Raw genomic sequence first — 24,235 nt, forward strand, 5'->3', positions numbered from 1 at the left:
CCGACACACCGCCATCGACCGCCGGCCGCCCCCTGGGGCTCAGCCCTGCGGCGGGCCGTACGGCCCTTGGGGCGGCGTCTGCTGGTAGGGGTTGCCCGCTGCGGGCGGCTGCTGCGGCGGGTAGGTCGGCCGGCCGGGGGCCGGCCCGAAGCCGGGCGGCGGGGGCGGAGTGTCGTGGGGCTGCTGGGTGTCGTAGGGCTGGGCGCCGTAACTCGGCGGCTGGGGCTGGCCGTACGGGGGCTGCTGCGGCAGCGGGTAGCCGAACGGAGCGGCGGGCGGCGGCGGGGTGGCGCGCTTGCGGCGGACGAGGAACACCACCACGCCGACCACCACGAGGACGACGACCACGCCACCGATGACGAGCGGCAGGGTGCTACTGGAGGACGACTTCGCGTCCGCGGTGGTGGTGTTCGCCGGCCCGGACTTGCTGCTGGCGGGAGCACTCGGGTTCGCGGCGGCACCGGACGACGCGGCGGAGCTCGCCCCGGAGGCGGGGGCGGAGGCGGAGGCGGGAGCGGAGGCAGGAGCGGAGGCCGCGGGGGACGGCGAAATGCCGATCCCGGCAGCGACCAGCGGGTTCACATCAGCCGGACCGGGATCACCGGTGTAGTGGATCGCGTTGCGCGGGCTGATGTTGCCGAAACCGAGGTAGTCCGAACGGCTACCGCTGTTGGGCTTGTTGGCCGAGCCGATCAGCACGCGCAGGATCTGGTTTCCGGTCCAACTGGGGTGGACCTGCCACAGCACGGCGGCGGTGGCGGCTGTGAGCGCGGTGGCGTCAGAAGTTCCGTGGCTGTCGCAGTAGCCGGTCGGATCAGTGCACGCGCTGTAAATGTCCTGCCCGGGACCTGCCAGGGCGATATACGGCCCGTACTCGGACTCGGATGTGTGGGTCCCGGTCTCATCGAAGGCGGCGATCGCGGCGACACCAGGCATGGCCGCCGGGTACATCACCGGATTCCCTTCCTGCGCGCTGTTGCCCGCACCGGCCACGATCAGGTGTCCCTTCCCGATCGCGTAATTGACAGCAGTCTTCAGGTTCGCCAAGTCTCCGCTGGTCAGATCGACATCACGCATGGCCAGCGAGATGTTGATGACCTGGGCACCATTGTCCGCCGCATAGTCGATCGCCTCGTCCACCTGCCTCAGTGTCTCGGAGCTGCTGACCGAGGAGGTCGAATTGACTCGCAGTGGGAGGATCTTGGCTCCGGGAGCCAGTCCTGTGGCCCCCTTGCCGTTGAAGCTCTTTCCGGACCCGGCAATGATGCTGGCCATCCCGGTTCCGTGACCGTCCGCGTCTGTTGTCGGCCCGCCGGAAAGCCCGCTGAAGTCCTTTCCAGGAAGCACCTGCCCGACCAGGTCAGGCGCATCGGCCTTGACCCCGCTGTCGATGACCGCGACGGTGATCCCCGCCCCGGTGCTGGTCTGCCAGACCTCCGGCATGTGCAGGGCATCCAGATGCCACTCAGCGCTGCGGGGATTGTCAAAGGCCTGCGCGATCGTTGCGGACCCGCCCACCGCAGCAAGGCTCAGCGCCAGCAGTGCGACGGCGCTCCGCCCTCGGGTCCCCCTGCGGATTCGCCGCATCATGCTCTCCTCATCGCCCGAGCTACCAACTGCCTGAACAGACCTGCCCGGCCACCAGGCTGACCCAGTGGCCGGGCAGAGGTCCGGTCGCTACCCAATCACGTCCGGATTGCTGTCCGGGGTACCGCCCACCCACGTCTCCTCATCCTCGACGAGGTAGTCGGCACGGTTGCGACGGTCCTTCTTCCGCCTGCCGGTCTGGCCCATGCCGCCGGGCATCATGCCGCCCTCGCCCTCGGCGACCGCGCGGCCCTCGCCGTTGGCACCCGCACGGGCCCGCAGGCCGCTGCCGCCGGGAGTGAACTCGCCCTCGGCAGCAGGACCACGGCTGCTGCCACCGACCTCACCACCCTCGGCGGTGACCAGGCCCCTGCCGCGGCCGATGCCGCCACCGGCGCCACCGCGCCCACCACCGAAGCCGCCACCGCCGCCCGGCATCATGCCGCCGGACGAACCGCGACCACCGGCACCACCGCCCGCGGCACCGCCCATCGCGCTCTCACCCTCTTCGGCGCCGATCGCGTTGGCCCCGAGCTGGCTGCGCCCCGAGGCCGCGGAGGTACTTCCCACGCCACCCGAGATGCCATCGTCCAGGCTGGACGCACCGCTGCCGCTCAGACCGCCGTAAGCGCGGGAACTGCCAGTGCCGCCACCGGAGTAGGCGCCAGCGCCGGCATAGCCGCCACCGGTGTAACCACCGCCGCTGTAACTCCCCCCGCCGAGGCCGCCGGTGACCCCACCGATCGGCAGGCCGCCATAGCTGCCCGGACCACTGGGATCAACACCGCCGAGGCCTCCCTGCGGCGGCAGCCCACCAGTCGTGGTGCCCGGCTGCGGCAGGGTCGGCGCCGGCGGAGCACTGTCGATGCCAGTACTGGGCGGCAGCACGACGGGGGCAGGCGCCGGAGTGGGCGACGGGTTCGGGCCGGGACTGGGCTGCTGCCCGGGCGGCGCCGGATAATGGACCGGCGGCGGGACGACGGGGCCTTGACCCGGCGGCGGCGGGACGGGGCCCTGCACCGGCGGCCGCGGCTCCATCACCGGCGGCTGCTGACTTGGCGGGGGCGGCGCGATGCGCACCGGAGCGGGCGCAGGCTTGTACGCGGCACCGCCACCACCACTTGCGGAGCCGCCGCCACCGCTGCCGCCACCGAATGAGGCGCCGTTGGCGGTCCACACACCCTTCGGCTGCGGCCCCATCACCTCCGTCGGCGTCGGCGGGAAGAGCGGCGGCGTCAGCGCCTTGAGCTGCGAGCTCGACGAGTCGTAGGAGCTCGCCAGGCTGGTCATCATCACGACCGCGTCCTGGTGGTCCTTGTCGACCGCCGCCTGGGCGGCCTGGGCCTCCTGAGTGGTCACGAAGCTCGGGTCCAGGAACTTGCGCTGGTTCTCCTGCTCCGTGGGCAACGGCGGGCCCTGGCTCGCGTACCGCGCGAGCGTGGCCATGTCGTCGGTCCGCAGCGGCGGCATCTTCATGGCCGTGCCCAGCGCGGTACCCGCCGCCTCGACGGCGGGCGCCGCCGCCGAGGCGTAGTCGGAGAGCTGGAACGTCGCCGCGTTCAGTTTGCCGGCCCAGCCGCGGAAGCTGTCCGCCGCCGAACCGGTCCACTCCAGGTTCTGCACGTTGCTCTTCAGCTGGGCGCCGATGTCGGTCAGCATCGACGAGGCACCGAGCAACGCCACGTAGCGGTCCGAGATGACGCCCGTGTCGCCGCTCTTGACCATGTCCAGCAGTTCCTGGTGCGACTTGGCCGCGAACCAGTCGTGCGGGCCGTCGTCGACTGATGAGTTGGGCATCAGAGGCTCCCCGTGCCAGTGTCGGTTCGGTTCTCCAGCGGGCTCATGAGACGACTCCCGTCCCACCCGTGTCCGTGGTGGTGTTCGAGGCCGGCGTGGCCGTGGTGACCGTAGTGGTGCCAGGCGCCGACACGGTGGCCGAGACGGGCGCCACCGTGCCGCCCTGCTGGACGCCGACGGTGTACTGGTTGTCCGTCTGGTTGCGGATGTTCCAGAGCAGTTCGCGCTGCGAGTCGTCCACGTTCTGGTAGCCGCGGTTGTTGATGTCGACGGCGATGCTCATCGCCTCGATCTGGTCGGAGAGCGTCTGCGACAGCGTCTGCAGGTTGGCGTGCACGACGTTGTAGGCCGCAAGCAGGTCGCTCGACTCCGGGAACCCGGTGCCCAGGTGGGTCTGCTCCAGCGTCTGCTGGGCGATCTGGCCCGAGCCGGCGTTGGAGGAGTCCAGCTGGGTGAGCATCTGGTCGACCTGGGACTTGAAGCCCTGCAGCGTCGTCACTTCGACTTCGACCTTGTCGGCGCCGACCTGGTTCACCAGATCGCGCGCCAGCTCCTCCTGGACGTTCTTCGCTCCTTGCGCCATGTAGGCGGGCGAAGCGACCGGGCCGCCCCCATCCGACATCGCCAGCTCAACCACTGCGATACACCTCCCCCGTGCACGGCCGGCCGGCGGCCGCCGTGCCGCAACACGTCATCACCTTCGAAGTCCTGCACCGCCCGTGCCCGACCGACTGTCCGCAAGCGGGCAGTAGCCGGGCAGTAGCCGCCACGGAAACATTCTAGCGAGCGGGTCCGTCGGAACGGCAGAGGCCTTGGTACCTCAGGTCGTTATCGGTACGGACTTGTCACGAAGCACCGGCCGAGCCGGGTCGCGGAACTGATCCGGCGTCAGGATCCCGGGCCGCCCGCCAGGGCTGTTCGCGAGTATGGCGGGTATGGCTGGTATGGCGGGTATGACCGGTTTGCGCGACAGCGAGGCCGCGCAAACCGGCCGCCGGGGTGAACGACCGTCAGGAGGCGTCCTCGGCCAGCTCCAGCCAGCTCAGCTCCAGCTCCTCCTTCTCGTCCCGAACCTTGCGCAGCTGCGCGTCCAGCTCGGCGACCTTGGCGAAGTCGGCGGCGTGCTCGGCCATCTGCCCGTGCAGCTTGGCCTCCTCCTTGTCCAGCTTCACGATCTGACGCTCGATCCGCTGCAGCTCCTTCTTCGCGGCCCGGGTGTCGCCGACGGGCTTCACCGGCAGGGCCGCGGCGGCCGGGGCGGCGGCGGCCACCACGGCGGCGCGGCGCTGCAGGTACTCGTCCACGCCGTTGGGCAGCATCCGCAGACGGTGGTCACCGAGCAGCGCCTGCACCGTGTCGGTGGTCCGCTCGATGAAGAACCGGTCGTGGCTGATCACGATCATCGAGCCCGGCCAGCCGTCGAGCAGGTCCTCGAGCTGGTTGAGGGTCTCGATGTCGAGGTCGTTGGTCGGCTCGTCCAGGAAGAGCACGTTGGGCTCGTCCATCAGCAGCCGGAGCAGCTGCAGGCGGCGGCGCTCGCCACCGGACAGGTCGCCGACCGGGGTCCACTGCTTGTCCTTGCCGAAGCCGAACTGCTCGCAGAGCTGGCCAGCGCTCATCTCCCGGCCCTTGCCGAGGTCGACCCGCCCGCGGATCTGCTCGACGGCCTGCAGCACCCGGGTGGCCGGGTCCAGCTCGGCGATCTCCTGGGAGAGGTAGGCCAGCCGCACCGTCTTGCCGACCTTGATCACGCCCGACGCCGGCTGCGTGTCGCCCTGCGTGGCGTGGGCCCTCTCCATGGCGCGCAGCAGCGAGGTCTTGCCGGCGCCGTTGACGCCGAGCAGGCCGATCCGGTCGCCGGGGCCGAGGTTCCAGGTCAGGTGCTCCAGCAGCAGTTTGTCGCCGGCCTTGACGGTCACGTCCTCCAGCTCGAAGACGGTCCGGCCCAGGCGCGCGTTGGCGAACTTCATCAGCTCGCTCTTGTCGCGCGGATCCGGCACGTCGGCGATCAGCGCGTTGGCCGCCTCGATCCGGTAGCGCGGCTTGGAGGTGCGGGCCGGGGCGCCGCGGCGCAGCCAGGCCAGCTCCTTGCGGGCCAGGTTCTGCCGCTTCTGCTCCTCGGTGGCCTCGATCCGTGAGCGCTCGGCACGGGCGAAGACGTAGTCGGAGTAGCCGCCCTCGTACTCGCGCACCTCGCCGCGCTGGACGTCCCACATCCGGGTACAGACCTGGTCCAGGAACCACCGGTCGTGGGTGACGCAGACCAGCGCGGAGCGGCGGTTCTGCAGGTGCTGGGCCAGCCAGGCGATGCCCTCGACGTCCAGGTGGTTGGTGGGCTCGTCGAGCACGATCAGGTCCGGCTCGCCGAGCAGCAGCTTGGCCAGTGCGATCCGGCGGCGCTCGCCACCGGAGAGCGGGCCGATCACGGTGTCCAGGCCGTTCGCGAAGCCGGGCAGGTCCAGGCCGCCGAAGAGGCCCTGGATGATGTCGCGGATCCGGGCGTCGCCGAGCCACTGGTGGTCGGCCCGGTCGGCGATCACCTCGTGCCGGATGGTGGCCTTCGGGTCGAGCGAGTCGTGCTGCGTGAGCACGGCCATCCGCAGCCCGCCGGAGTGGGTGATCCGACCGGTGTCGGGCTCCTCCAGCTTGGCGAGCATCCGGACGAGCGTGGTCTTCCCGTCGCCGTTGCGTCCGACGACGCCGATCCGGTCCCCCTCGCTGACGCCGAGGCTGACCCCGTCCAGAAGGGCCCGGGTGCCGTAGACCTTCGTGACGGACTCGATGGTGGCGAGGTTGACGGCCACGTGCGCTGCGCTCCTGGGGTGGACGGACTGGGGCCTCCAGCCTAGTCGGCGCGCCCGCTCTCCCCGTCGGCGCTGGTGATCACGCGGGCTCCGGGCACCGGGCCGTGCGTGGGGAGCGCGGTGCGGCAGGTGCCGGAGGCGGTCAGCGCCGCGGCCACCGACGCCGCCTCCAGCGCGTCCTTGACCAGGAAGGCACAGGTCGGTCCGGAGCCGGAGACCAGGGCGCCGAGCGCGCCCGCGGCCAGGCCCGCGGCCAGGCAGTCGGCCAGCGCGGGGCGCAGCGACAGGGCGGCGGCCTGCAGGTCGTTGCCGAGCGCGGCGGCCAGCGCGACCGGGTCGCCGCCGGCCAGCGCGGCCAGCAGCGCCGGGTCGGCGTCGGGGGTCGGCACGTCCCGCTCGCTCGACCCCGTCCCCGCCCGCTCCCGCAACCGGTCGCACTCGCGGAAGACGGCGGGGGTGGAGAGGCCGCCGTCGGCCACCGCGAAGACCCAGTGGAAGGTGCCGGCGACCTCCAGCGGCTCCAGCAGCTCGCCCCGGCCGCGGCCCAGCGCCACGCCGCCGAGCAGCGCGAACGGCACGTCGGAGCCCAGCTCGGCGGCGATCGCGAGCAGCTCGGGCAGCGGGGTGGCCAGGCCCCAGAGCGCGTCGCAGGCGACCAGCGCGGCCGCCCCGTCGGCGCTGCCGCCGGCCATCCCGCCGGCCACCGGGACGGCCTTGTCGATGTGCAGCGCGGCGTTCGGCTCGATCCCGTGGTGCGCGGCGAGCAGGCGGGCGGCCCGGGCGGCCAGGTTGGTGTCGTCCAGCGGGACCAGCGCGGCGTCGGGGCCGGCGCAGGTCAGCGTCACGCCGGCGCCGTGGCGGGCCGTCACCTCGTCGCCCAGCGCGACCGCGAAGAAGACGTTGGCCAGGTCGTGGAAGCCGTCGCCGCGCAGCCCGCCGACGCCCAGCTGGACGTTGACCTTGGCGGGCACCCGCACGGTGATCACTGGGCCTCCCGGGCGGGCTTGTGCTCGGCGATGGCGGCGAACTGCTCGACCGTCAGCATCTCGCCGCGCAGCGTGTGGTCGATGCCGGCGGCGGCGATCGCCTGCTCGGCGGCGGCCGGCGAGCCGGCCCAGCCGGCCAGTGCGGCGCGCAGGGTCTTGCGGCGTTGGGCGAAGGCGGCGTCCACCACCGCGAAGACCTGGGTCCTGGTCGCGGTGGTGACCGGCGGCCGGCGGCGGATCAGCGAGACCAGGCCGGAGTCGACGTTGGGCGCCGGCCAGAAGACGTTGCGGCCGATCGCGCCGGCCCGCTTCACCTCGGCGTACCAGTTGGCCTTGACCGAGGGCACCCCGTAGACCTTGTTGCCGGGCTTGGCGGCCAACCGGTCGGCGACCTCGGACTGCACCATGACCAGGGTCCGCTCGATGCTGGGGAAGGTGGCCAGCATGTGCAGCAGTACCGGGACGGCGACGTTGTAGGGCAGGTTGGCCACCAGCGCGGTGGGCGCGGGGCCGGGCAGCTCGGTGACCTCCATGGCGTCGCTGAGCACCAGGTCGAAGGCGTCCGCCCGGCCCGGCATCCGGGCGGCGACGGTGGCCGGCAGGTGCTGGGCGAGCAGCGGGTCGATCTCGACGGCGGTGACGTGCGCGGCCACCTCCAGCAGCGCCAGGGTGAGCGAGCCGAGCCCCGGGCCGACCTCCACCACGGCGTCCTCGGACGTCACGCCGGCGGCTCGGACGATCCGGCGCACCGTGTTGGCGTCGATCACGAAGTTCTGGCCGCGCTGCTTGGTCGGGCGGACCCCGAGGGTGGCGGCCAGCTCCCGGATGTCGGAGGCGCTGAGGAGGTTGCTGCTGTCAGGGGTGGGGTCGGTGGTGCTCACCGGACAAGGCTACAAGCCGGGCCCGGTACCGGAAGCACGCCCAGGAGCTAGTACCCGAAGGCCCGCGCCGTGTTCGCCGCGATCGCGGCGCTCAGCTCCTCCTCGGCCAGCCCCAGCGTGTCGGCCATCGAGCGCACCGTGACCGGGATCAGGTAGGGCGCGTTCGGCCGGCCCCGGTACGGGTGCGGGGTGAGGAACGGCGCGTCGGTCTCCACCAGCACCCGCTCCAGCGGGGTGGCGGCCAGCGCGTCGCGCAGCGGCTGGTTGGCCTTGAACGTGACCGGGCCGGCGAAGGAGAGGTACCAGCCGTGCTCGGCGTAGACCTTCGCCATCGCCGCGTCGCCGGAGTAGCAGTGGAAGACGGTCCGCTCCGGGGCGCCCTCGGCTAGCAGCACCTCGATCACGTCCTCGTGGGCGTCGCGGTCGTGGATCACCAGGGCCTTGCCGTGCCGCTTGGCGATCTCGATGTGGCGGCGGAAGGACTCCTTCTGGATGTCCACGCCCTCGGGCCCGGTGCGGAAGTAGTCGAGGCCGGTCTCGCCCACCGCGCGCACCTGCTCCAGCGCGGCGAGCCGGTCGATCTCGGCCAGCGCCTGCTCCAGCGCCGCCGAGCCGCCCGGGGCCCTCCGCTGCCCGGACCAGCTGTCGGGGTCGCCCAGCACCAGCCGGGGCGCCTCGTTGGGGTGCAGCGCGACCGCCGCGTGCACCTGCTCGAACTCGGCGGCCAGCGCCGCGGCCCAGCGCGATCCCGGCAGGTCGCAGCCGACCTGGACCACCGTGCTCACGCCGACCGAGGCGGCCTTGGCGAGCGCCTCGGCCGGGGTGCCGGACTGCATGTCGAGATGGGTGTGCGAGTCGGCGACCGCCACCGCGAGCGGCGCGGGCAGCGGGGGCGGGGTGGAGCGGTCGTCCTTGGCAGCCATGGGCCAAGAGCCTAACGCCGCGCCGCGCGGGCCCGGTCGGCGCGAGCGTCCCCGCGCCGGCCGACGCGCTCGGCCCACCGGCGCGGTGGACCCGGTGGGCGCGGTGGACCCGGCGGGTCCGGCGGGTCCGGCGGGTCCGGTGGGTCCGGTGGGCGCGGCCGGCTACGCCTTGGGCAGCCAGAGCTGGTACCAGTGCAGCCGCACCCGCCGCTCCATCGGCCGGGGCGGGTCGGCGGGCTCGGCGTGCGCCGCGAAGCCGGGCGAGTGGTGCCAGGAGCTCTCGGCCGTGGCGATCCGCCCGGGGCGCATGATCCGCACCGTGTGGCCGCCGCAGCCCGGGCAGGTCGGCTGGAGCAGCGGGGACGGCACCCGCACACCGTTGGCGTAGTACTGGACCACGGTGTGGCCGTCCTCCGCCTGGTGGTGCTCGATGTCGTACGCCTGCTCCCAGCCGTAGCCGCAGTTCAGACAGGCGAAGGAGTAGGCCTCCCGGACCGTCTCGCCGCCCCGGTGGAGCCGGCCGATGTGCTGTGCGGCGGCCAGGCCGCCGGGTCCGGGTCGGGTGGCGTGCTCGGGGTTGCCCGGAGCCGGCTTGACGCCGGTCAGCGGAGTGCCACCCACAGGGCTACCGATTGTGTCGCTCATCGCGGTCTCCCAGCGCCCGCCGGACGTTCGTCCGGTTCGGGTCTTTCCATCCGATGGAATGCCCAGGCACCCGGCCTCGATGCCCGGCTTGCCGAGACTTGGTCCGGAGTTGGGGATCCCTGTACGAATTGTCGGCGCGGCCCCGGCCCAGCAGGCCCGCAGCAGGGCTCAGCTTTACCTTTCCGAGCGGCGCGGGGCGTGCGCGCGACCACGTCGGGCCGTGCCGGCCCGCCGGGAGCACCGGCGTACGCGGTGTCGCCCATCACTCCACCGTACGCGCCTGCGGCGAACTGGGCGAGGGCCGGTTCATCCCCTCTGAACAGCGAGGATCACGGAGTGTGCTTGGCCTCCACGACCGCGTCGAACACCTCGCGCTTGGGCAGGCCGAGGGCGAGCGCGACCGCCGCGATCGCCTCCTTGCGGCGCTCGCCGGCCGCCTCGCGCGCGGCCACCCGCGCGGCCAGCTCGGCAGCGGTGAGCTGCTGCGGGGCGGCGGGCGGGGCGCCGGCCACCACCACGGTGATCTCGCCGCGCACCCCCTCGGCGGCCCAGTCGGCCAGCTCGCCGATCGGCCCGCGCTTGACCTCCTCGTAGGTCTTGGTCAGCTCCCGGCAGACCGCGGCGGGCCGCTCCGCACCGAAGGCCTGCGCCATCGCCGCCAAGGTCTCGGCGATCCGGTGCGGGGCCTCGAAGAAGACCATGGTGCGCGGCTCGGCGGCGACCTCGGCCAGGGCCCGGGAGCGGTCGCCGGCCTTGCGCGGCAGGAAGCCCTCGAAGGTGAAGCGGTCCACCGGCAGCGCCGACAGGGCCAGCGCGGTGAGCACGGCGGAGGGCCCGGGCACGGCCGTCACCTTGATCCCGGCCGCCACCGCGGCGGCCACCAGGCGGTAGCCGGGGTCGGAGACCGAGGGCATCCCGGCGTCGGTCACCAGCAACACCCGGGCGCCGCCGACCAGCGCCTCGACCAGTTCGGGGGTGCGGCCCACCTCGTTGCCCTCGAAGTAGGAGAGCACCCTGCCCGCGGGCTGCACGTCGAGCGCCTGGGTCAGCCGGCGCAGCCGCCGGGTGTCCTCGGCCGCGATCACGTCCGCCGAGGCGAGCTCGGTGATCAGCCGGGGCGGCGCGTCCGCGACGTCGCCGATGGGGGTTCCTGCCAGTACGAGTACACCTGTCACGCCCGCCATCCTGTCAGGCCCCGGCCGGCCCCCGGGCGATTGGTGACGAACCGGGCAGCTTCCGAGGGAGCGGTTCTGCTTTCCGGCCCCGCCCCTACGATGTGCGGGTGAACGGCGAGACGGCGGCAGATACGGCGGTGGTCGAGACCACCGCGGGCACCCCGGGCGACACCGACCTGGGCGGCGAGGTGCGCGGGGGCGACCCCGAGCGGATACCCGCGCCCCGGGCGAGCGGCGGCTGGCCCGCCCGGCTGGCCGCGCTGGGCTACCAGGCGCCGCCGCGGACCACCCTCGCCGACCGCCTGGTCCCGCCGATGCCGGACGGCCCCGGGGTGACCCCGGCGGTGGTCGCGCCCTCGGCGCTGCTGCTGCGGGCCGGCGTCCAGCTGCCCGCGAGCCTGTGGAACTGGCTCTGCCGCTGGTCCGGCTGGATCGGCCCGCTGCTGGTGGCGCTCTTCGGCGGCCTGCTGCGGTTCTGGAACCTGGGCAGCCCGGGCGCGATCATCTTCGACGAGACGTACTACGCCAAGGACGCCTACGCGCTCTGGCAGGGCGGCTACGAGACCTCCTGGCCGGACAGCGCGAACACCCAGATCATCCAGCCGCACCAGGTGATCCCCTACCAGGTCGACCCCGCCTTCGTGGTGCACCCGCCGGTCGGCAAGTGGATCATCGGCATGGGCGAGCAGCTCTTCGGGATGCACCCCTTCGGCTGGCGGTTCATGGTCGCGGTGCTCGGCACCCTGTCGATCCTGATGATCGCCCGGATCGGGCGCCGGCTCTTCCGCTCCACCCTGCTGGGCTGCGTGGCCGGCCTGCTGCTCTCGGTGGACGGGCTGCACTTCGTGATGAGCCGCACCTCGCTGCTCGACCTGATCGTCATGTTCTGGATCCTGGCCGCCTTCGGCTTCCTGCTGCTGGACCGCGACCGCACCCGGGGCAGGATCGCCGCGCGACTGGCCGAGCTGCCCGACACCGCCCTCGCCCACACGATGCGGCTGGGCCTGCGCCCCTACCGGCTGGCCGCCGGGGTCTGCGTGGGGCTGGCCTGCTCCACCAAGTGGAGCGGGATGTACGTGGCGGCCTTCTTCGGCCTGCTGACCGTCTTCTGGGACCTGGGCGCGCGCAAGCTCGCCGGGGCGCGCCGCCCGTACTGGACCACCCTGGTCCGCGACGGCCTGCCCGCCTTCGCCTCGATCGTGCTGGTCTCGCTGGTCGTCTACGTCAGCTCCTGGTCCGGCTGGCTGGCCAGCAGCACGGTGCCTGGCAAGGGCGGCTACGGGCGGGACTGGGCGGTGGGCCGGCACGGGCTCTCCACCGAGTTCGTCTCGCTGCCGCTGCTCGGCAAGGTCAAGATGCCCTTCCAGGTGGACATGACCTGGGTGCCGGGGGGCCTGCGGGCGCTGTGGCACTACCACGCGCAGATGTACAACTTCAACATCGGCCTCTCCACCCCCCACCTGTACCAGTCCAACCCGTGGAGCTGGCTGGTGCTCGGCCGGCCGGTCTCCTTCTACTACGAGTCGCCGCACCAGGGGCAGAGCGGCTGCAAGGCCACCCAGTGCGCCTCCGAGGTGCTGGCGATCGGCACCCCGCTGCTCTGGTGGGCGGGCGTGGTGGCACTGGTGTACTGCCTGTACCGGTGGGCGCTGCGCCGCGACTGGCGGGCCGGGGCGGTGCTCTGCGGCCTGGGCGCGGGGCTGCTGCCCTGGTTCGAGTACCAGCACCGGACCATCTTCCTGTTCTACGCGGTGGCCTTCGTGCCCTTCATCGTGCTGGCGGTGACCATGCTGGTCGGCGCGATGATCGGGCCCGCGACGGCGAGCCACGAACGCCGGCTGGCCGGCGGCGCGGCTGCCGGGCTGCTGGTGCTCGCGGTGGTCTGGAACTTCCTCTACTTCTATCCGCTGTACACCGGCCAGGTGATTCCGATGGACGACTGGCGCTCCCGGATGTGGTTCACCAGCTGGATCTGACCGGCGGCGCGGCTGCCGGGCGGTGTGTACCAGCTCTGTCACGAGGGGCCCCCTTTCGCGGGAGCACCCTGGACGGCGGCTTAGGCTGGGCTGCCGGTCACGGCCGGTCAGCAAGTCTCTGCCGTCATCCCAAGGGGGAGCACCACCATGCGCCAGGGCGCGAAGACCGCCATCGTCAGCGCCATCGCGGCCGCCATGCTCGGGGCCGGCGGCTACGGGGCGTACTCGCTGTTCGGCTCGGACAGCAAGTCCACCACCGCCGCGCCGCCCAAGCCGCGCACCGTGGTCGCCGAGTCACCCGCGCCCGATCTGGCCGCGAGCGGTGCCAAGAGCTTCCTGGCCGCCTGGAGCAGCGGCGACCTGCAGGGGGCGGCCAAGCTGACCGACGACCCGCAGGCCGCGCTGGCCGCGCTGACCGCCTTCCAGCAGCAGGTGAAGCCGAGCGCGGTCACCCTGACCCCGGGTCAGCCGGCCACCGCCGCCGCCTTCGCCTCGGCCACCGCGCAGCCCAGCGGTGCGGCCAAGGCCTCGCCCTCGGCCGCCCCCTCGGGGAGCGCCTCGGCAAGCGCCTCGCCGTCCGCCTCGGCGGCCCCGGCCTCCCAGGTGCTGCTCAACTTCAAGTCGCACGTCGAGTTCGCCGGCACCACCAACACCTGGGACTACACCGGGTACCTGGGCATGGTGAAGATGAGCGACGGCACCGCGGCGGTCAACTGGGCACCCACCGTGATCAACCCGCACCTGGGCGCCGGCGAGCAGATCGTCACCCAGCCGGTGTTCAACCCGCCGACCCGGGTCACCGACCGCAACGGCCAGTCGCTGGCGAACTTCCCCTCGCTGAGCCAGATCCTGCTGAACTTCCAGCAGAACCCGCCCGCCCAGGACCCGGCCGACGCCGGCACCGGCGTGGCGATCGTGGACGCGGCGGGCAAGAACAAGCCCGAGCCGCTCTTCACCGTCACCGACCCCAAGCCGGGCAAGCCGATCAAGCTGACGATCGACGCGAACCTGGAGGCCGCGGCCCAGAAGGCGGTCGACGAGCAGCTCGCCAAGGACCCCACCCACAAGGCGGGGATGGTGGCCATCGAGCCCAGCACCGGCAACGTCCTGGCCGTCGCCAACGCGCCGGCCACCGGCTTCAACACCGCGCTCCAGGGCAAGACCGCGCCGGGCTCCACCATGAAGGTGATCACCGCCACCGCGCTGCTGGAGGCCGGGGTCGACCCGAACGCGACGATGCCGTGCCCGTCCACCATCAACACCGGCACGACGTACCACAACGACTTCACCGACGAAGAGCCCAACAACACCTTCATCCAGGACTTCACCGTCTCCTGCAACACCGCCTTCATCAAGCAGGGCCTGGCCTCGCTGCAGTCCGGCTCGCTGGCCAAGGAGGCCGCGGACGTCTTCGGCATCGGCCCGGGCTGGAAGATCGGCTTCCCGACCGCCGACGGCTCGATCCCCGGCCCCGGCCAGTCCAAGGACGAGACGGCGGGTGAGTTCATGGGCCAGGGCAAGGACCTGATGAACCCGCTGGCCATGGCCTCGGTCGCGGCGACGGTGGAGAGCGGCACCTTCAAGCAGCCGATCCTGATGGCGGGTCTGCCGCAGACGCCGGCGGCCCGGCAGCTGTCGCCGACGGTGCTGAACAACCTGCGGTCGATGATGAACCAGGTGGTCACCAACCCGAAGGGCACCGCCACCCCGGCGATGGGCGGCATCAGCGGCACCCTGTTCGGCGGCAAGACCGGCACCGCCGAGGTCTCCAGCGACCCCAAGGCGCCGACCAACAGCTGGTTCACCGGCTACCGCGACAACCTGGCGGTCTGCGCCGAGGTGCTGAGCGGCGGCTTCGGCGCCGACTCGGCTGCCCCGGCGGTGGCCGAGGTGCTCAAGATCGGCAACGCTGGCTGAGCCCCTGCCCCGCGGACGCGGGGTGTGACGCGGCCCCGGTCGGCACCTGCCGACCGGGGCCGCTTCGCGTCCTCGGAGCCCGTGGTTCTCAGTGGCCGCCGTAGACCGCCGCCACGTTGTCCTGCGGCGGGTGCGCCGCGCCGGCCGGTCCGGCGGCGAAGGCCCGCAGCAGGTTCTGGGTGACCCCCCTGGTCATCGCCGCCGCCTTGGCGTCCAGCGAGTGGTCGGCGCCCGAGCTGCCGTCGCCGCTGGCGTCCAGCGACTCCACCCAGCGCATGGTGCCGCTGGCGAACACCCCGGCCCCGCTGGGCGCGGCGTAGAAGGCGGTGTCGCTGAAGCTCTTGCGGCCCGCGCAGACCACCGGCGAGTGGGCCAGGACCTCGATCGGCCGGGGCGTGTCGAAGGCGGTGTTCACCCGGTCGTACTCCACCCCCACCAGGTGCGGGAAGCTGTCGCCCTGCCGCACGCCAGTGCCCGCGAAGAGCCAGTGGCCCGGGTCGCCCACCACGTAGGGCGCGTCCACGGGGTAACCGTCGTAGATAACCCCGAGCATCGAGCTCTCCGGGTCGGCGTGCGGGTCCACCCGGAAGTCGTTGGTCGGCAGCCCGGTCTTCTGGAAGCCCGGGTCCTGCTTGTAGGAGTCCTTGTAGCAGACCACCTGGCGGTCCGGCCCGGTCGGCGAGGGCTCGTAGCGGACCCGGCGGAAGCAGCAGTTGGCGCCCAGGATCGCCAGGTTGGTCCCGGCGTCCCTGGCCGCGACCACGTGGGCGCGCTGCTCGGGCGACCAGTACTCGTCGTGCCCGAGCGAGAGCACCGCGAGCGCGCCCTTGAGCAGCCCCGGGTCCCCGGCCAGGTCGGCGCTGGTGGTGTACGCCAGCGGCAGGCCCAGCTGCTCGGCCAGCGCGATCAGCGGCGTCTCGTAGACCATGAAGAGCCCGGCGCCGGAGTACTCGTGGTACGGGCGGTCGAAGGAGACCACCAGCGAGCGGGTCGCGTAGGCGCCGTTCGCACCGTTGTAGAGGTTGTAGCCGCCCCAGGTGTTGTACGCCTGCCAGGTGGCGGTCGCGTTCACCACCACCAGCTTGCCCGCGGTGCTCGCCGAGCGGACGGTGACGGGGACGTAGCGCTGGCCCGCGCCGCCCGCCGCGTCCAGCCGCAGCAGGTAGCTGCCCTCGGGCCAGCCGGTGGTCTCCACGGTGGTGCTCGTCGGCCAGTCGGTGCTGATCATCCGGGTGTGCGGGTCGAGCGCGGCCGCCGACCGCGGGCTGCCGGGCAGCTGGTCGGAGCGCCAGACCAGGCGCCCCCTGGCGCCGCCGTACCAGCCCATCCGGTAGGCGGATACGGTGAAGCCCGGCGCGGTGGTGGAGACGTGCAGGCCGAAGCTCTCGCCGGGCAGCACGCTCGCCCTGTCGGCCCAGCCCTCGATCGCCCGGTCCGGCCCGGCGTTGCCGATCGGCCAGTCGGGGTTGCCCGGCTTGTCGTTCTCCCGCTGCGGCGCCGCGCTGCCGGTGGCCGGGGAGGAGGCGCCCGGTGAGGCGCCGGCGGCGACCGCCACCGCCGCCGGCCGGCCGCCCGAGCCGCCGGGGCCACAGGCCGTCAGGCCGACCCCGGCCGCCGCGCCGCCGGCCAGACCGAGGAACCGCCGTCGGCCCGTCCCCGCGCGCCGCCCGTCCGACGGTTCCTCAGCTGTCCGCTGCTCGGACATCGGTCCTGCCTCCTGAATCTGTGCCGAGGGCGACCCTGCGCCCTCATGAACCGTCAGCGTCCGACTATCGCAGGACCGCGACGCCGTCGCTCTCCACCGTACGGACCTCGCGGGCGGGGCGCCCGGTCCAGGAGCGCGCGGCCAGCCGGGGCCAGATGGCCAGCACGGCGGGCAGCGCGAGGTAGCCGAACCGGCCGGCCGGCGCCAGCATGAAGGCCACCGTGAGCCCGGCGGCCAGCAGGTCGGCGGCGGCCACCGCCGAGGTCGGCGGGCGCAGCAGCAGCCACCCCGCGACCGCGAGCCCGGCCAGCACCATCAGCACGATCGAGACGGTGTGCCCCACCGGTCCGAGGTCGGCCAGCACCTTGCCGGGCAGCGGGCTGCCGGCCGGGGTGCGCACGGCGGCCAGCCCGAGCGGGAACTTGATCACCTGGTCCAGGAAGTCGCGGGCCCGGTTCAGCGCGAACGGCAGGATCACCGCGGTGCCGGCCAGCAGGGCGGTCAGGGTCGCGCGGGCGGCCGGACGCCGCCCGTAGAGCCGCCAGATCAGCAGCGCCGCCACCGGAAGCGCGGGCCAGGCGGTCCATTTCAGGGTGCAGGCCAGTGCCAGCACCAGCCCCGCGTTGATCGTGCGGCCCCGGGCGGCCAGTGCCATCGCCAGGCAGCAGACGCCGATCAGCGGCAGGTCCACCCCGCCGACGGCCAGCATCAGCGCGATCAGCGGCGAGCCGGTGAGCACCGCGAGCGGCAGCAGCGGCGAGTGCCGGCGGCCGGGGCTCAGCAGCCGCCAGCTGATGGTCAGGCAGCCCAGGAAGCTGAGGGCGAACCAGATCCGGGCGTCACCGAGCACCCGGGTGACGTCGTTGCCCGAGCCGAGCACCGCGCGCGGCAGCCCGAACAGCGCCATCGCCGGCAGGTACGGGTTGAAGTCGGTGACCCGCACCGGATGCGGCAGGTACGGCGTGCCGGTGTGCAGCAGCAGTTGGGCGGAGCGCTCCACCACCATCACCTCGGACTGGTGCTGGCCGTGCACGGCCAGCACCCCGAGCGGCAGCAGCACCGCGCCGATCAGCGCGACGACGGCCGCCACCCTGCCCGCGTAGCGACGCGGCAGGGTGAGCAGCACCAGCCCGGCCAGCAGGTAGGCGGGGGCCGCGACCTCGCCCCAGAGCCGCTGGTTGCCGAGGTCGGAGACCAGCGGGAAGGCGCCGGCCCAGCCCGCCGCGATCAGGCAGCCGAGCAGGTGGACCTCGCGCCGGCCGCCCAGCCGCATCCCCAGCGCGGCCAGCTTCTGGCCCGGCCCGCCGCCGACCGCCGGCGCGGGCGGATCGTTGGGCCGCTGCCGCGGCAGCCCCGGCAGCAGCCCGGCGGGGGCCGCGGGCTCGGGGCGGCGACCGCCCGGGCGGTCGCCGGGATGCCCCGCGGGCCGGCCGGGGTGCGCCGGTGCGGCGCGCCGAGAACCGAACCGGCCTCGGCCGCGAGCCGTGGCGGACGAACGGGTGGTCACCATGGAGGAAGATTATTTCGGCTCGGGGCCCTGTGTCGTCAGACTGCAGGGGCTATTCAGAATGCCGTCGATCGGTTAGAGGTACACCGGCGTGCCACGGGCGCGGATGCCGTGCGGGGCCCGGGTCACTGGCTCTTCCCCGCCAGCACCGCCTGCATGACCGACCGGGCGATCGGCGCGGCCAGCCTGCCGCCGGTCACATCGGTGGCGTCGCTGTCCGCGATCACCACCGCGACCGCCACCGGCGGCACCGCCGCGGAGCCGGCCGGCTTGGCCCAGGAGATGAACCAGGCGTACGGCGTGCCGCTGTTGTCCACCCCGTGCTGGGCGGTGCCGGTCTTGCCGCCGACCACGGCGCCGGGCAGCTGCGCGCTGGTGCCGGTGCCGTTCTGCACCACGTCGGTCATCAGCTGCTGCACCTGGCCGGCCACCGAGGGGCTCATCGCCTGCTGGTAGACCTTGGGCCGCATCAGCTGGACCGTGCTGCCGTCGGACTTCGTCAGCTTGTCCACAAGCTGGGGATACATCACCGTGCCGTTGTCGGCCACGCCCGCCGCGACCATCGCCATCACCAGCGGGGTGGCGGCGGTGTCGAACTGGCCGATCGAGGAGAGCGCGAGCTGCGACTGGTCCATCCGGGTGTCGAAGTTGCTGCGCGCCGCACGTACCGGGATGTCCAGCTTCGGGTCGTTGAAGCCGAAGTCCTGCGCCATCGCCACCATCTTGTCCAGGCCGGTCTGCACGCCCAGGTAGCCCAGCACGTTGTTGCAGGAGAGCGTCATCGCGGTGTCCAGGTCCAGGTTCGGCTGGTTGCACGCGCTGGTGTCGTTGACCAGTGGCGTGGTGGTGCCGGGCAGCACGTACGGGTACGGCGCGCCGGTCGGCGCGTTGATGTCGGTGACCGTGCCGCCGGCCAGCGCGGCCGCGGCGGTGACCACCTTGAAGGTCGAGCCGGGCGGGTAGGTCTGGCGCAGCGCCCGGTTGAGCATCGGCTGGTCGGAGTCGGCCTGCAGCTCGGTCCAGGCGTGCTGGTCCGCGGTGCTCGTGCCGGCGAAGCTGCCCGGGTCGTAGGACGGGGTGCTGGCCAGCGCCAGGATCCGCCCGGTGCTCGGCTCGATCGCCGCCACCGCGCCCTTCTGGTTGCCGAGCCCCTGCACCGCGGCCTGCTGGGCGGCCTTGTCGATGGTGGTGTGGACATCGCCGCCGGGGTGCTGCTTGCGGCTGATCTCGTCCCAGAGGGCCCAGCCCGCCAGCCGGTTGTCGGTGCCGGAGAGGATGCCGTCCTCGACCCCCTCCAGCTGGGTGTTGCCGTACGTCTGCGAGGAGAAGCCGGTGACGGCGGCGTAGAGCGGGCCGTCCGGGTAGGTCCGCTTGTAGGCGTACCGGCCCCCGGTGGCGGCCGAGCCGGTCACCGGGTCGCCGCCGACCAGGATGTCGCCGCGCGGCTGGGCGTAGCGCTGGATCGTCTTGCGCTGGTTGGCCGGGTTGTTGTCGTAGCCCTTGGCCTGGAAGACCTGGATGCGGGTCGCCTGGGCGGCCAGCAGCAGGATCAGCACCAGGCAGAACAGGCCGGCCCGGCGCCCGGTGGTGGACATCCCGGGCAGCCCCGGCGGGCCGTTCCCCTTGGACCTGCGGGTCATCACGCCTCCCCCTCCGGCAGCGGCCTGCGGGCCAGGTCGCTCAGGCGCACCAGCAGCGCCACGATGATCCAGTTGGTCACCACCGAGGAGCCGCCCTGGGCGATGAACGGCAGCGTGGCCCCGGTCAGCGGGATCAGGTCGAGCACGCCGCCCGCCACCACGAAGACCTGCAGGCCCACGATGGTGGCCAGGCCGATCGCGAGCAGCCGCCCGAACGGGTCGCGCAGCGCGATCCCGGCCCGGTAGCCGCGCGAGACCAGCAGCAGGTAGAGCAGCAGCAGCGCCACCATGCCGACCAGTCCGAGCTCCTCGCCGATGGTGGCCAGGATGAAGTCGGACTTGGCGGCGAAGCCGATCAGGATCGAGTGGCCCAGGCCCAGGCCGGTGCCGAGCACCCCGCCCCAGGCGAAGGCGAAGAGCGACTGCGCGATCTGGTTGGCGCCCTGGCCCGCCTCGACCGAGGCCAGCGGGTGCAGCCACTGGTCGACCCGGGCGTGCACGTGCGGCGACAGCCAGCCGACCAGCACCACGCCGGCGGCGGCCAGCACCAGGCCGATCACGATCCAGCTGGTCCTGGCGGTGGCCACGTAGAGCATCACCACGAAGATCCCGAAGTACAGCAGCGACATCCCGAGGTCGGTCTCCAGCACCAGCACCCCGATGAACGCCGCCCAGACCAGCAGCACCGGGCCGAGCACCCGGCCCGGCGGCAGCGTGAAGCGCCAGATCCGGCGCCCGGTCAGCGCGAGCGCGTCGCGGTGCGCGGCCAGGTAGGCGGCGAAGAAGATCACCAGCAGGATCTTGGCGAACTCGCCCGGCTGGATGGAGAACGGGCCGACGGTGATCCAGATCCGCGAGCCGTACACCGCGGGGAAGAAGATCGGCGCCACCAGCAGCACCAGCGCCACCAGGGCCCCGCTGTAGGCGTAGCGCCGCAGCACCCGGTGGTCGCGCAGCAGCACGATCACGGCCACGCAGAGCCCCACCCCGAGGGCGGACCAGAGCAGTTGGGTCGGCGCCGCGTGGCTGCCCGGAGTGGCCCGGTCCAGCCGGTAGATGACGACCAGTCCGATGCCGTTGAGCAGCACCGCGATCGGCAGCAGCAGCGGGTCGGCGTACCTGGCCCGCCAGCGGATCACGCCGTGCGCCACGAGCGCGAGGCCGCCGAGCGCCGCGCCGTACTCGGCCGCGTCCGGCGGGACCCTGTCGTCGATGTTGATGCCGACCTCGACGTAGCCGAACACCGCGATCGCCACCGCGCAGAGCAGCAGGGCGAGTTCGATGTTGCGACCGGTCCTGGGCCGGTAGGCGGGCTCACCGCGGGCGGCGACGGCGGCGGGTGTGGCCATGGGCGGACCGCGGCTCCCCTCGGGCGCGCAGGGCTATCACCGGAGACTGCTCCTCGTGTCCTCGTGTTCACCCGGCCGCGGCGCTGGGCGGGGGGCCTCGCGCCGCGGCCGTGGCGGGACCGGACCGGGTCAGGCGGCCAGGTCAGACGGCCAGGTCAGGCGACCGGATCAGGCGACCGGGGCGGCCTGGGCGGCCTTGACCGTCTCGCGCAGGTGCTCCTCGGCCTCGGTGGAGAGCGAGGTCTGGATGATCTCGCCGCCGAACCCGGCCAGCGCCGGGACCACCTTGTCGGCGGTGGCCTTGCGCACCAGCAGGAAGACGGCCGCGCTGCCCGGCTGCAGGTGCTGGCCGAGCTGGCGCATGAAGTTGTCGTCCACCCCGACGTCGACGGTGGAGCCCACCGCCGCACCGGTCGCGCCGCCGACCGCAGCGCCGATCAGCGGCATGAAGAAGAGCAGGCCGATCACCCCGCCCCAGAGCGCGCCGGAGGCGGCCGCCATCCCGGTGGGGCTGCCGGCCTGGTGGAGCTTGATCCTGCCGTCGTCGCGGCGCTCGACCACGACGATGTCCTCCAGCTCGATCAGCTGCTGCTTCTGCAGGCTGAGAGCCTCGTTGCGGACCTGCTGGGCCGTGGCGAGGTCCGGGTAGGCGATGGCGAACAGGTTGCTCACGTGCGGGGTCCTTCCGACTCGACGGGCATGCTGCCGTCACGGTAGGACGATTAGCCATACTTATCGAGCTTCTGCAGCGGTGTGTCCGGTTTTGGCGGCGCCGTGCTCCGTCGTGCCCGCGCGTGCCCGTACTCCGTCGTGCCCGCAACGTGCCCGTGCCGCGTCGGACAGCCCGCGCCGGCCGTCAGGTGCAGACGGAGTTCGGCCAGCGGTCGGCGAGCAGGCCGGAGAGCATCGCGTGCAGCAGCTCGCGGCCGCCCTCCGGCAGGCCGGCGAAGAAGGCCTCCTCGGCCCGCTCGGCGATCTGCTGGGCATCGGTCAGGTTCTGCCGGCCGGCCTCGGTCAGGCCCAGGATGTAGCGGCGCCGGTCGGCGGGGTTGCGCCGCCGATCCACCAGACCGGCCCGCTCCAGCTCGTCGATCAGCGCGACCACGGTGGTGGGGTCGAGGTTGATCACCTGACTGAGGTCCTGCTGGGAGAGTTCGGCCCCACCGGCCAGCGCGGCCAGCACCAGGAAGTCGCGGAGACGGTAGCCGGCCGCCTGGAGCGCCTGGTCGGCCTCCTCGGCGATCAGCAGCCCGGCCTTGTGCAGCAGGACCCCGGTGTGGTCGGCGAGCGGGAAGTCACGGCGCAGGGTGGTGGCGCCGGTGGCCGCGTCGGAGGAATCGGCGGCGGGGGCGTTGACAGCAGCGGGGGTGTTCGCGGCAGCGCTCGCGGTGGTGGTGCGGGCCATCGGGGATCTCCCAATCCATCGGGAGTCTTTGGACTCTTCAACTTTTCAGGAATCTATCATCGGCCGGGTGGACCCTCAATGATGCCGAGGATCCACCGGGCCACCCGTGCGGGCCCGCTCAGTGGCCCAGTTCGGCACCGGCGAGCGCGCTCTCGTGCAGGTCGCGGGTCCGTATGAAGAGGAACCCGGCCAGCGCCCCGGCCGCCGCCACCGCCCCGCAGCCCACCAGTACCTCGGTGAGCCCGTGCACGAATGCCTCCCGCGCCGCGGCCTCGACCGCGGTCCGCAGCGGCGGCGGCACCGAGCCGGCCAGCTCCCTGCCCGCCCCGGCGGCCACCGCCTGCCCGCCCGCCACGGCCCCGGGCCCGAGCGCGGCACCGGCGGCGGAGTGCGCGAAGGCGTCGGTCACCCGGTGCTGGAAGAGTGCTCCGAAACCGGCGATCCCGATCGCGATCCCGACCTGCTGGAAGGTCTCGCCGATCCCGGCCGCCATCCCCGCCTTGGCCGGCTCGGCCACCCCGATCGCCAGCGCGGACCTGGGCGGGTTGAACATGCCCATCCCCAGGCCGGTGAGCAGCATGGCCGGCAGCAGCGCGGTCCAGCCGCTGCCCGGTTCGACCAGGGTGACCAGGAAGAGTCCGGCCGACATCAGGGTGATCGCGGTGCCCACCAGCAACCGCGGCGAGACCGTGGCGGTCAGACCGCCGGTCACGGCAGCCGCGACGAAGAGCATCAGGGTCAGCGGCAGGAAGCGCAGCCCGGTGGCGAGCGGCGAGTAGCCCAGCACGTTCTGCATGTAGGAGACCTCCAGGAAGATCGCCGACATGCCGGCCGCGTTGCCGAGCAGGGTGGCCACCGAGATCCCGTTGAAGGTGCGGTTGCGGAACAGCCCCAGGTCGAGCATGGCCGCAGCGCCGAGCCGGCGCTCGATCAGCGTGAAGAGGACCAGCAGCAGCACCGCGCCCGCGAACATGGCCAGCACCGCCGCACTGGTCCAGCCCAGCGCCTCGCCGCGCAGGAAGCCCAGCACCAGCAGGCCGAGCGCTGCCGAGAAGACCAGCAGGCCGCCCCAGTCCACCCGGTGCGCGGCCGGATCCCGCGACTCGCTGATCCGCAGCGTGCCGAGCACCATCGCGACCAGGCCGATCGGGACGTTCACCAGGAAGATCCAGCGCCAGCCGATCCCGTCGGTGAGCGCGCCGCCGATCAGCGGGCCGAAGGCGATCGCCAGGCCGGAGACCCCGCCGAAGACGCCGAACGCGAGCGCCCGGTCCTTGCCGCGGAACTCCTGACCGATCAGCGCCGGGCCGACCGCGAAGAGCACCGCGGCCCCGACTCCCTGGACGCCGCGGGCCAGGTTGAGCGACAGGATGCCCGGGGCCGCGCCGCAGGCCAGCGAGGCCGCGGTGAAGATCACGAAGCCGATCCCGTAGACGCGCTTGCGGCCCAGCCGGTCGGCCAGCGAGCCGCCGGTGAGCAGGAAGGCGGCCAGCGTCAGGGCGTAGGCGTCGAGCACCCACTGCAGGTCGGCGAAGTCGGCGTGCAGCGCGGTGCGCAGGTCCGGCAGCGCCACGTTCACCACGGTCAGGTCGAGCATCAGCATGAAGGTGGCGATCGAGACGATGCCGAGCGTCCACCAGCGCCCCGCGGACTTGGCGGCGGGCGGCGCGGTGGCGCCCGCCTCGGCAACGGTCGGTGTGATGGACATCGGAACCCCCAGTAGTCGAATCTCAGATAGTCGAAATCTCGATGATTAGCGAAGCTAGTGATCTGGATCCGGACTGTCAATCCCCGTATGATCCTGTTCTCGACCATCGACAACCGAGGCGATTGCGGGCGGTCAGGACAGGCCGCTCACCGGCGCCGGGCACGCGAAAGGGTCGCCGAACGATGTTCGGCGACCCTTCCCTCGGTGCCCGCGGAGGCGGCGGGCTACGC

18 protein-coding genes are annotated in these 24,235 nt (G+C 72.8%); 2 read left to right on the forward strand and 16 right to left on the reverse strand.

All coding sequences use genetic code 11. The annotated features are described in order from the left end of the window. Nucleotides 1–39: 39 nt before the first annotated feature. From OG455_RS16665 to rsmI, 9 genes are all read right to left on the reverse strand, one after another. Nucleotides 40–1,590, reverse strand: a complete 1,551-nt coding sequence (locus OG455_RS16665; RefSeq protein WP_266294436.1) for a DUF6479 family protein — start codon at nt 1,588–1,590, stop codon at nt 40–42. 87 nt (nt 1,591–1,677) lie between these two features. Then, on the reverse strand, nt 1,678–3,384 hold the full coding sequence (locus OG455_RS16670; RefSeq protein WP_266294437.1) for a hypothetical protein: 1,707 nt from the start codon (nt 3,382–3,384) through the stop codon (nt 1,678–1,680). 43 nt (nt 3,385–3,427) lie between these two features. Continuing rightward, the gene (locus OG455_RS16675) at nt 3,428–4,021 is read right to left on the reverse strand and encodes a hypothetical protein (protein WP_266294438.1); all 594 of its coding nucleotides are present in this window, start codon (nt 4,019–4,021) and stop codon (nt 3,428–3,430) included. Nucleotides 4,022–4,394: 373 nt separating this feature from the next. Continuing rightward, nucleotides 4,395–6,188 carry an ABC-F family ATP-binding cassette domain-containing protein gene (locus OG455_RS16680; protein WP_266294440.1) on the reverse strand — a complete coding sequence of 598 codons (1,794 nt, stop codon included), beginning with the start codon at nt 6,186–6,188 and terminating at the stop codon, nt 4,395–4,397. 41 nt (nt 6,189–6,229) lie between these two features. Then, a complete protein-coding gene (locus OG455_RS16685) occupies nt 6,230–7,174 on the reverse strand; it encodes a 4-(cytidine 5'-diphospho)-2-C-methyl-D-erythritol kinase (RefSeq protein ID WP_266294442.1) in 945 nt (314 codons plus the stop codon). Then, nucleotides 7,171–8,055: a 16S rRNA (adenine(1518)-N(6)/adenine(1519)-N(6))-dimethyltransferase RsmA gene (rsmA, locus tag OG455_RS16690; protein ID WP_266294444.1), complete on the reverse strand. Its 885-nt coding sequence runs from the start codon at nt 8,053–8,055 to the stop codon at nt 7,171–7,173. The genes OG455_RS16685 and rsmA overlap by 4 nt, the downstream gene beginning before the upstream one ends. Nucleotides 8,056–8,102: 47 nt before the next feature. Further along, complete coding sequence (locus tag OG455_RS16695; RefSeq protein ID WP_266294446.1) at nt 8,103–8,978, reverse strand: TatD family hydrolase; 876 nt, start codon at nt 8,976–8,978, stop codon at nt 8,103–8,105. A gap of 162 nt (nt 8,979–9,140) precedes the next feature. After that, nucleotides 9,141–9,623: a hypothetical protein gene (locus tag OG455_RS16700; protein ID WP_266294448.1), complete on the reverse strand. Its 483-nt coding sequence runs from the start codon at nt 9,621–9,623 to the stop codon at nt 9,141–9,143. Between the two features lie 329 nt (nt 9,624–9,952). Continuing rightward, nucleotides 9,953–10,798: a 16S rRNA (cytidine(1402)-2'-O)-methyltransferase gene (gene rsmI, locus OG455_RS16705; RefSeq protein WP_266294449.1), complete on the reverse strand. Its 846-nt coding sequence runs from the start codon at nt 10,796–10,798 to the stop codon at nt 9,953–9,955. Between the two features lie 251 nt (nt 10,799–11,049). On the opposite strand from rsmI, the gene OG455_RS16710 reads away from it, so the two are divergent. Both OG455_RS16710 and OG455_RS16715 read left to right on the forward strand, forming a co-directional pair. Further along, complete coding sequence (locus tag OG455_RS16710) at nt 11,050–12,774, forward strand: dolichyl-phosphate-mannose--protein mannosyltransferase (RefSeq protein WP_266300833.1); 1,725 nt, start codon at nt 11,050–11,052, stop codon at nt 12,772–12,774. A gap of 147 nt (nt 12,775–12,921) precedes the next feature. Continuing rightward, on the forward strand, nt 12,922–14,691 hold the full coding sequence (locus tag OG455_RS16715) for a penicillin-binding transpeptidase domain-containing protein (RefSeq protein WP_266294450.1): 1,770 nt from the start codon (nt 12,922–12,924) through the stop codon (nt 14,689–14,691). An 88-nt stretch (nt 14,692–14,779) separates the two neighbouring features. Here the strand turns inward: OG455_RS16715 and OG455_RS16720 are convergent, their stop codons facing one another. The 7 genes from OG455_RS16720 to OG455_RS16750 all read right to left on the reverse strand — a co-directional run bounded on the left by OG455_RS16720 (nt 14,780) and on the right by OG455_RS16750 (nt 24,005). Beyond that, on the reverse strand, nt 14,780–16,396 hold the full coding sequence (locus OG455_RS16720; RefSeq protein ID WP_266294452.1) for a N,N-dimethylformamidase beta subunit family domain-containing protein: 1,617 nt from the start codon (nt 16,394–16,396) through the stop codon (nt 14,780–14,782). A gap of 64 nt (nt 16,397–16,460) precedes the next feature. After that, entirely contained in the window at nt 16,461–17,906 is a 1,446-nt protein-coding gene (locus OG455_RS16725) for a glycosyltransferase 87 family protein (protein WP_266294454.1), read from the reverse strand. A gap of 122 nt (nt 17,907–18,028) precedes the next feature. After that, nucleotides 18,029–19,498, reverse strand: a complete 1,470-nt coding sequence (locus OG455_RS16730) for a penicillin-binding transpeptidase domain-containing protein (RefSeq protein WP_266300834.1) — start codon at nt 19,496–19,498, stop codon at nt 18,029–18,031. 44 nt (nt 19,499–19,542) lie between these two features. After that, entirely contained in the window at nt 19,543–20,892 is a 1,350-nt protein-coding gene (locus OG455_RS16735) for an FtsW/RodA/SpoVE family cell cycle protein (protein ID WP_266294456.1), read from the reverse strand. Nucleotides 20,893–21,060: 168 nt separating this feature from the next. Continuing rightward, complete coding sequence (locus OG455_RS16740; RefSeq protein ID WP_266294458.1) at nt 21,061–21,564, reverse strand: DUF1269 domain-containing protein; 504 nt, start codon at nt 21,562–21,564, stop codon at nt 21,061–21,063. Nucleotides 21,565–21,748: 184 nt separating this feature from the next. Beyond that, complete coding sequence (locus OG455_RS16745) at nt 21,749–22,297, reverse strand: MarR family winged helix-turn-helix transcriptional regulator (RefSeq protein ID WP_266294460.1); 549 nt, start codon at nt 22,295–22,297, stop codon at nt 21,749–21,751. 118 nt (nt 22,298–22,415) lie between these two features. Continuing rightward, the gene (locus OG455_RS16750) at nt 22,416–24,005 is read right to left on the reverse strand and encodes an MDR family MFS transporter (protein WP_266294462.1); all 1,590 of its coding nucleotides are present in this window, start codon (nt 24,003–24,005) and stop codon (nt 22,416–22,418) included. Between the last annotated feature and the right edge of the window lie 230 nt (nt 24,006–24,235).

Source organism: Kitasatospora sp. NBC_01287 (genome assembly GCF_026340565.1).
Taxonomy (GTDB): Bacteria; Actinomycetota; Actinomycetes; order Streptomycetales; family Streptomycetaceae; genus Kitasatospora.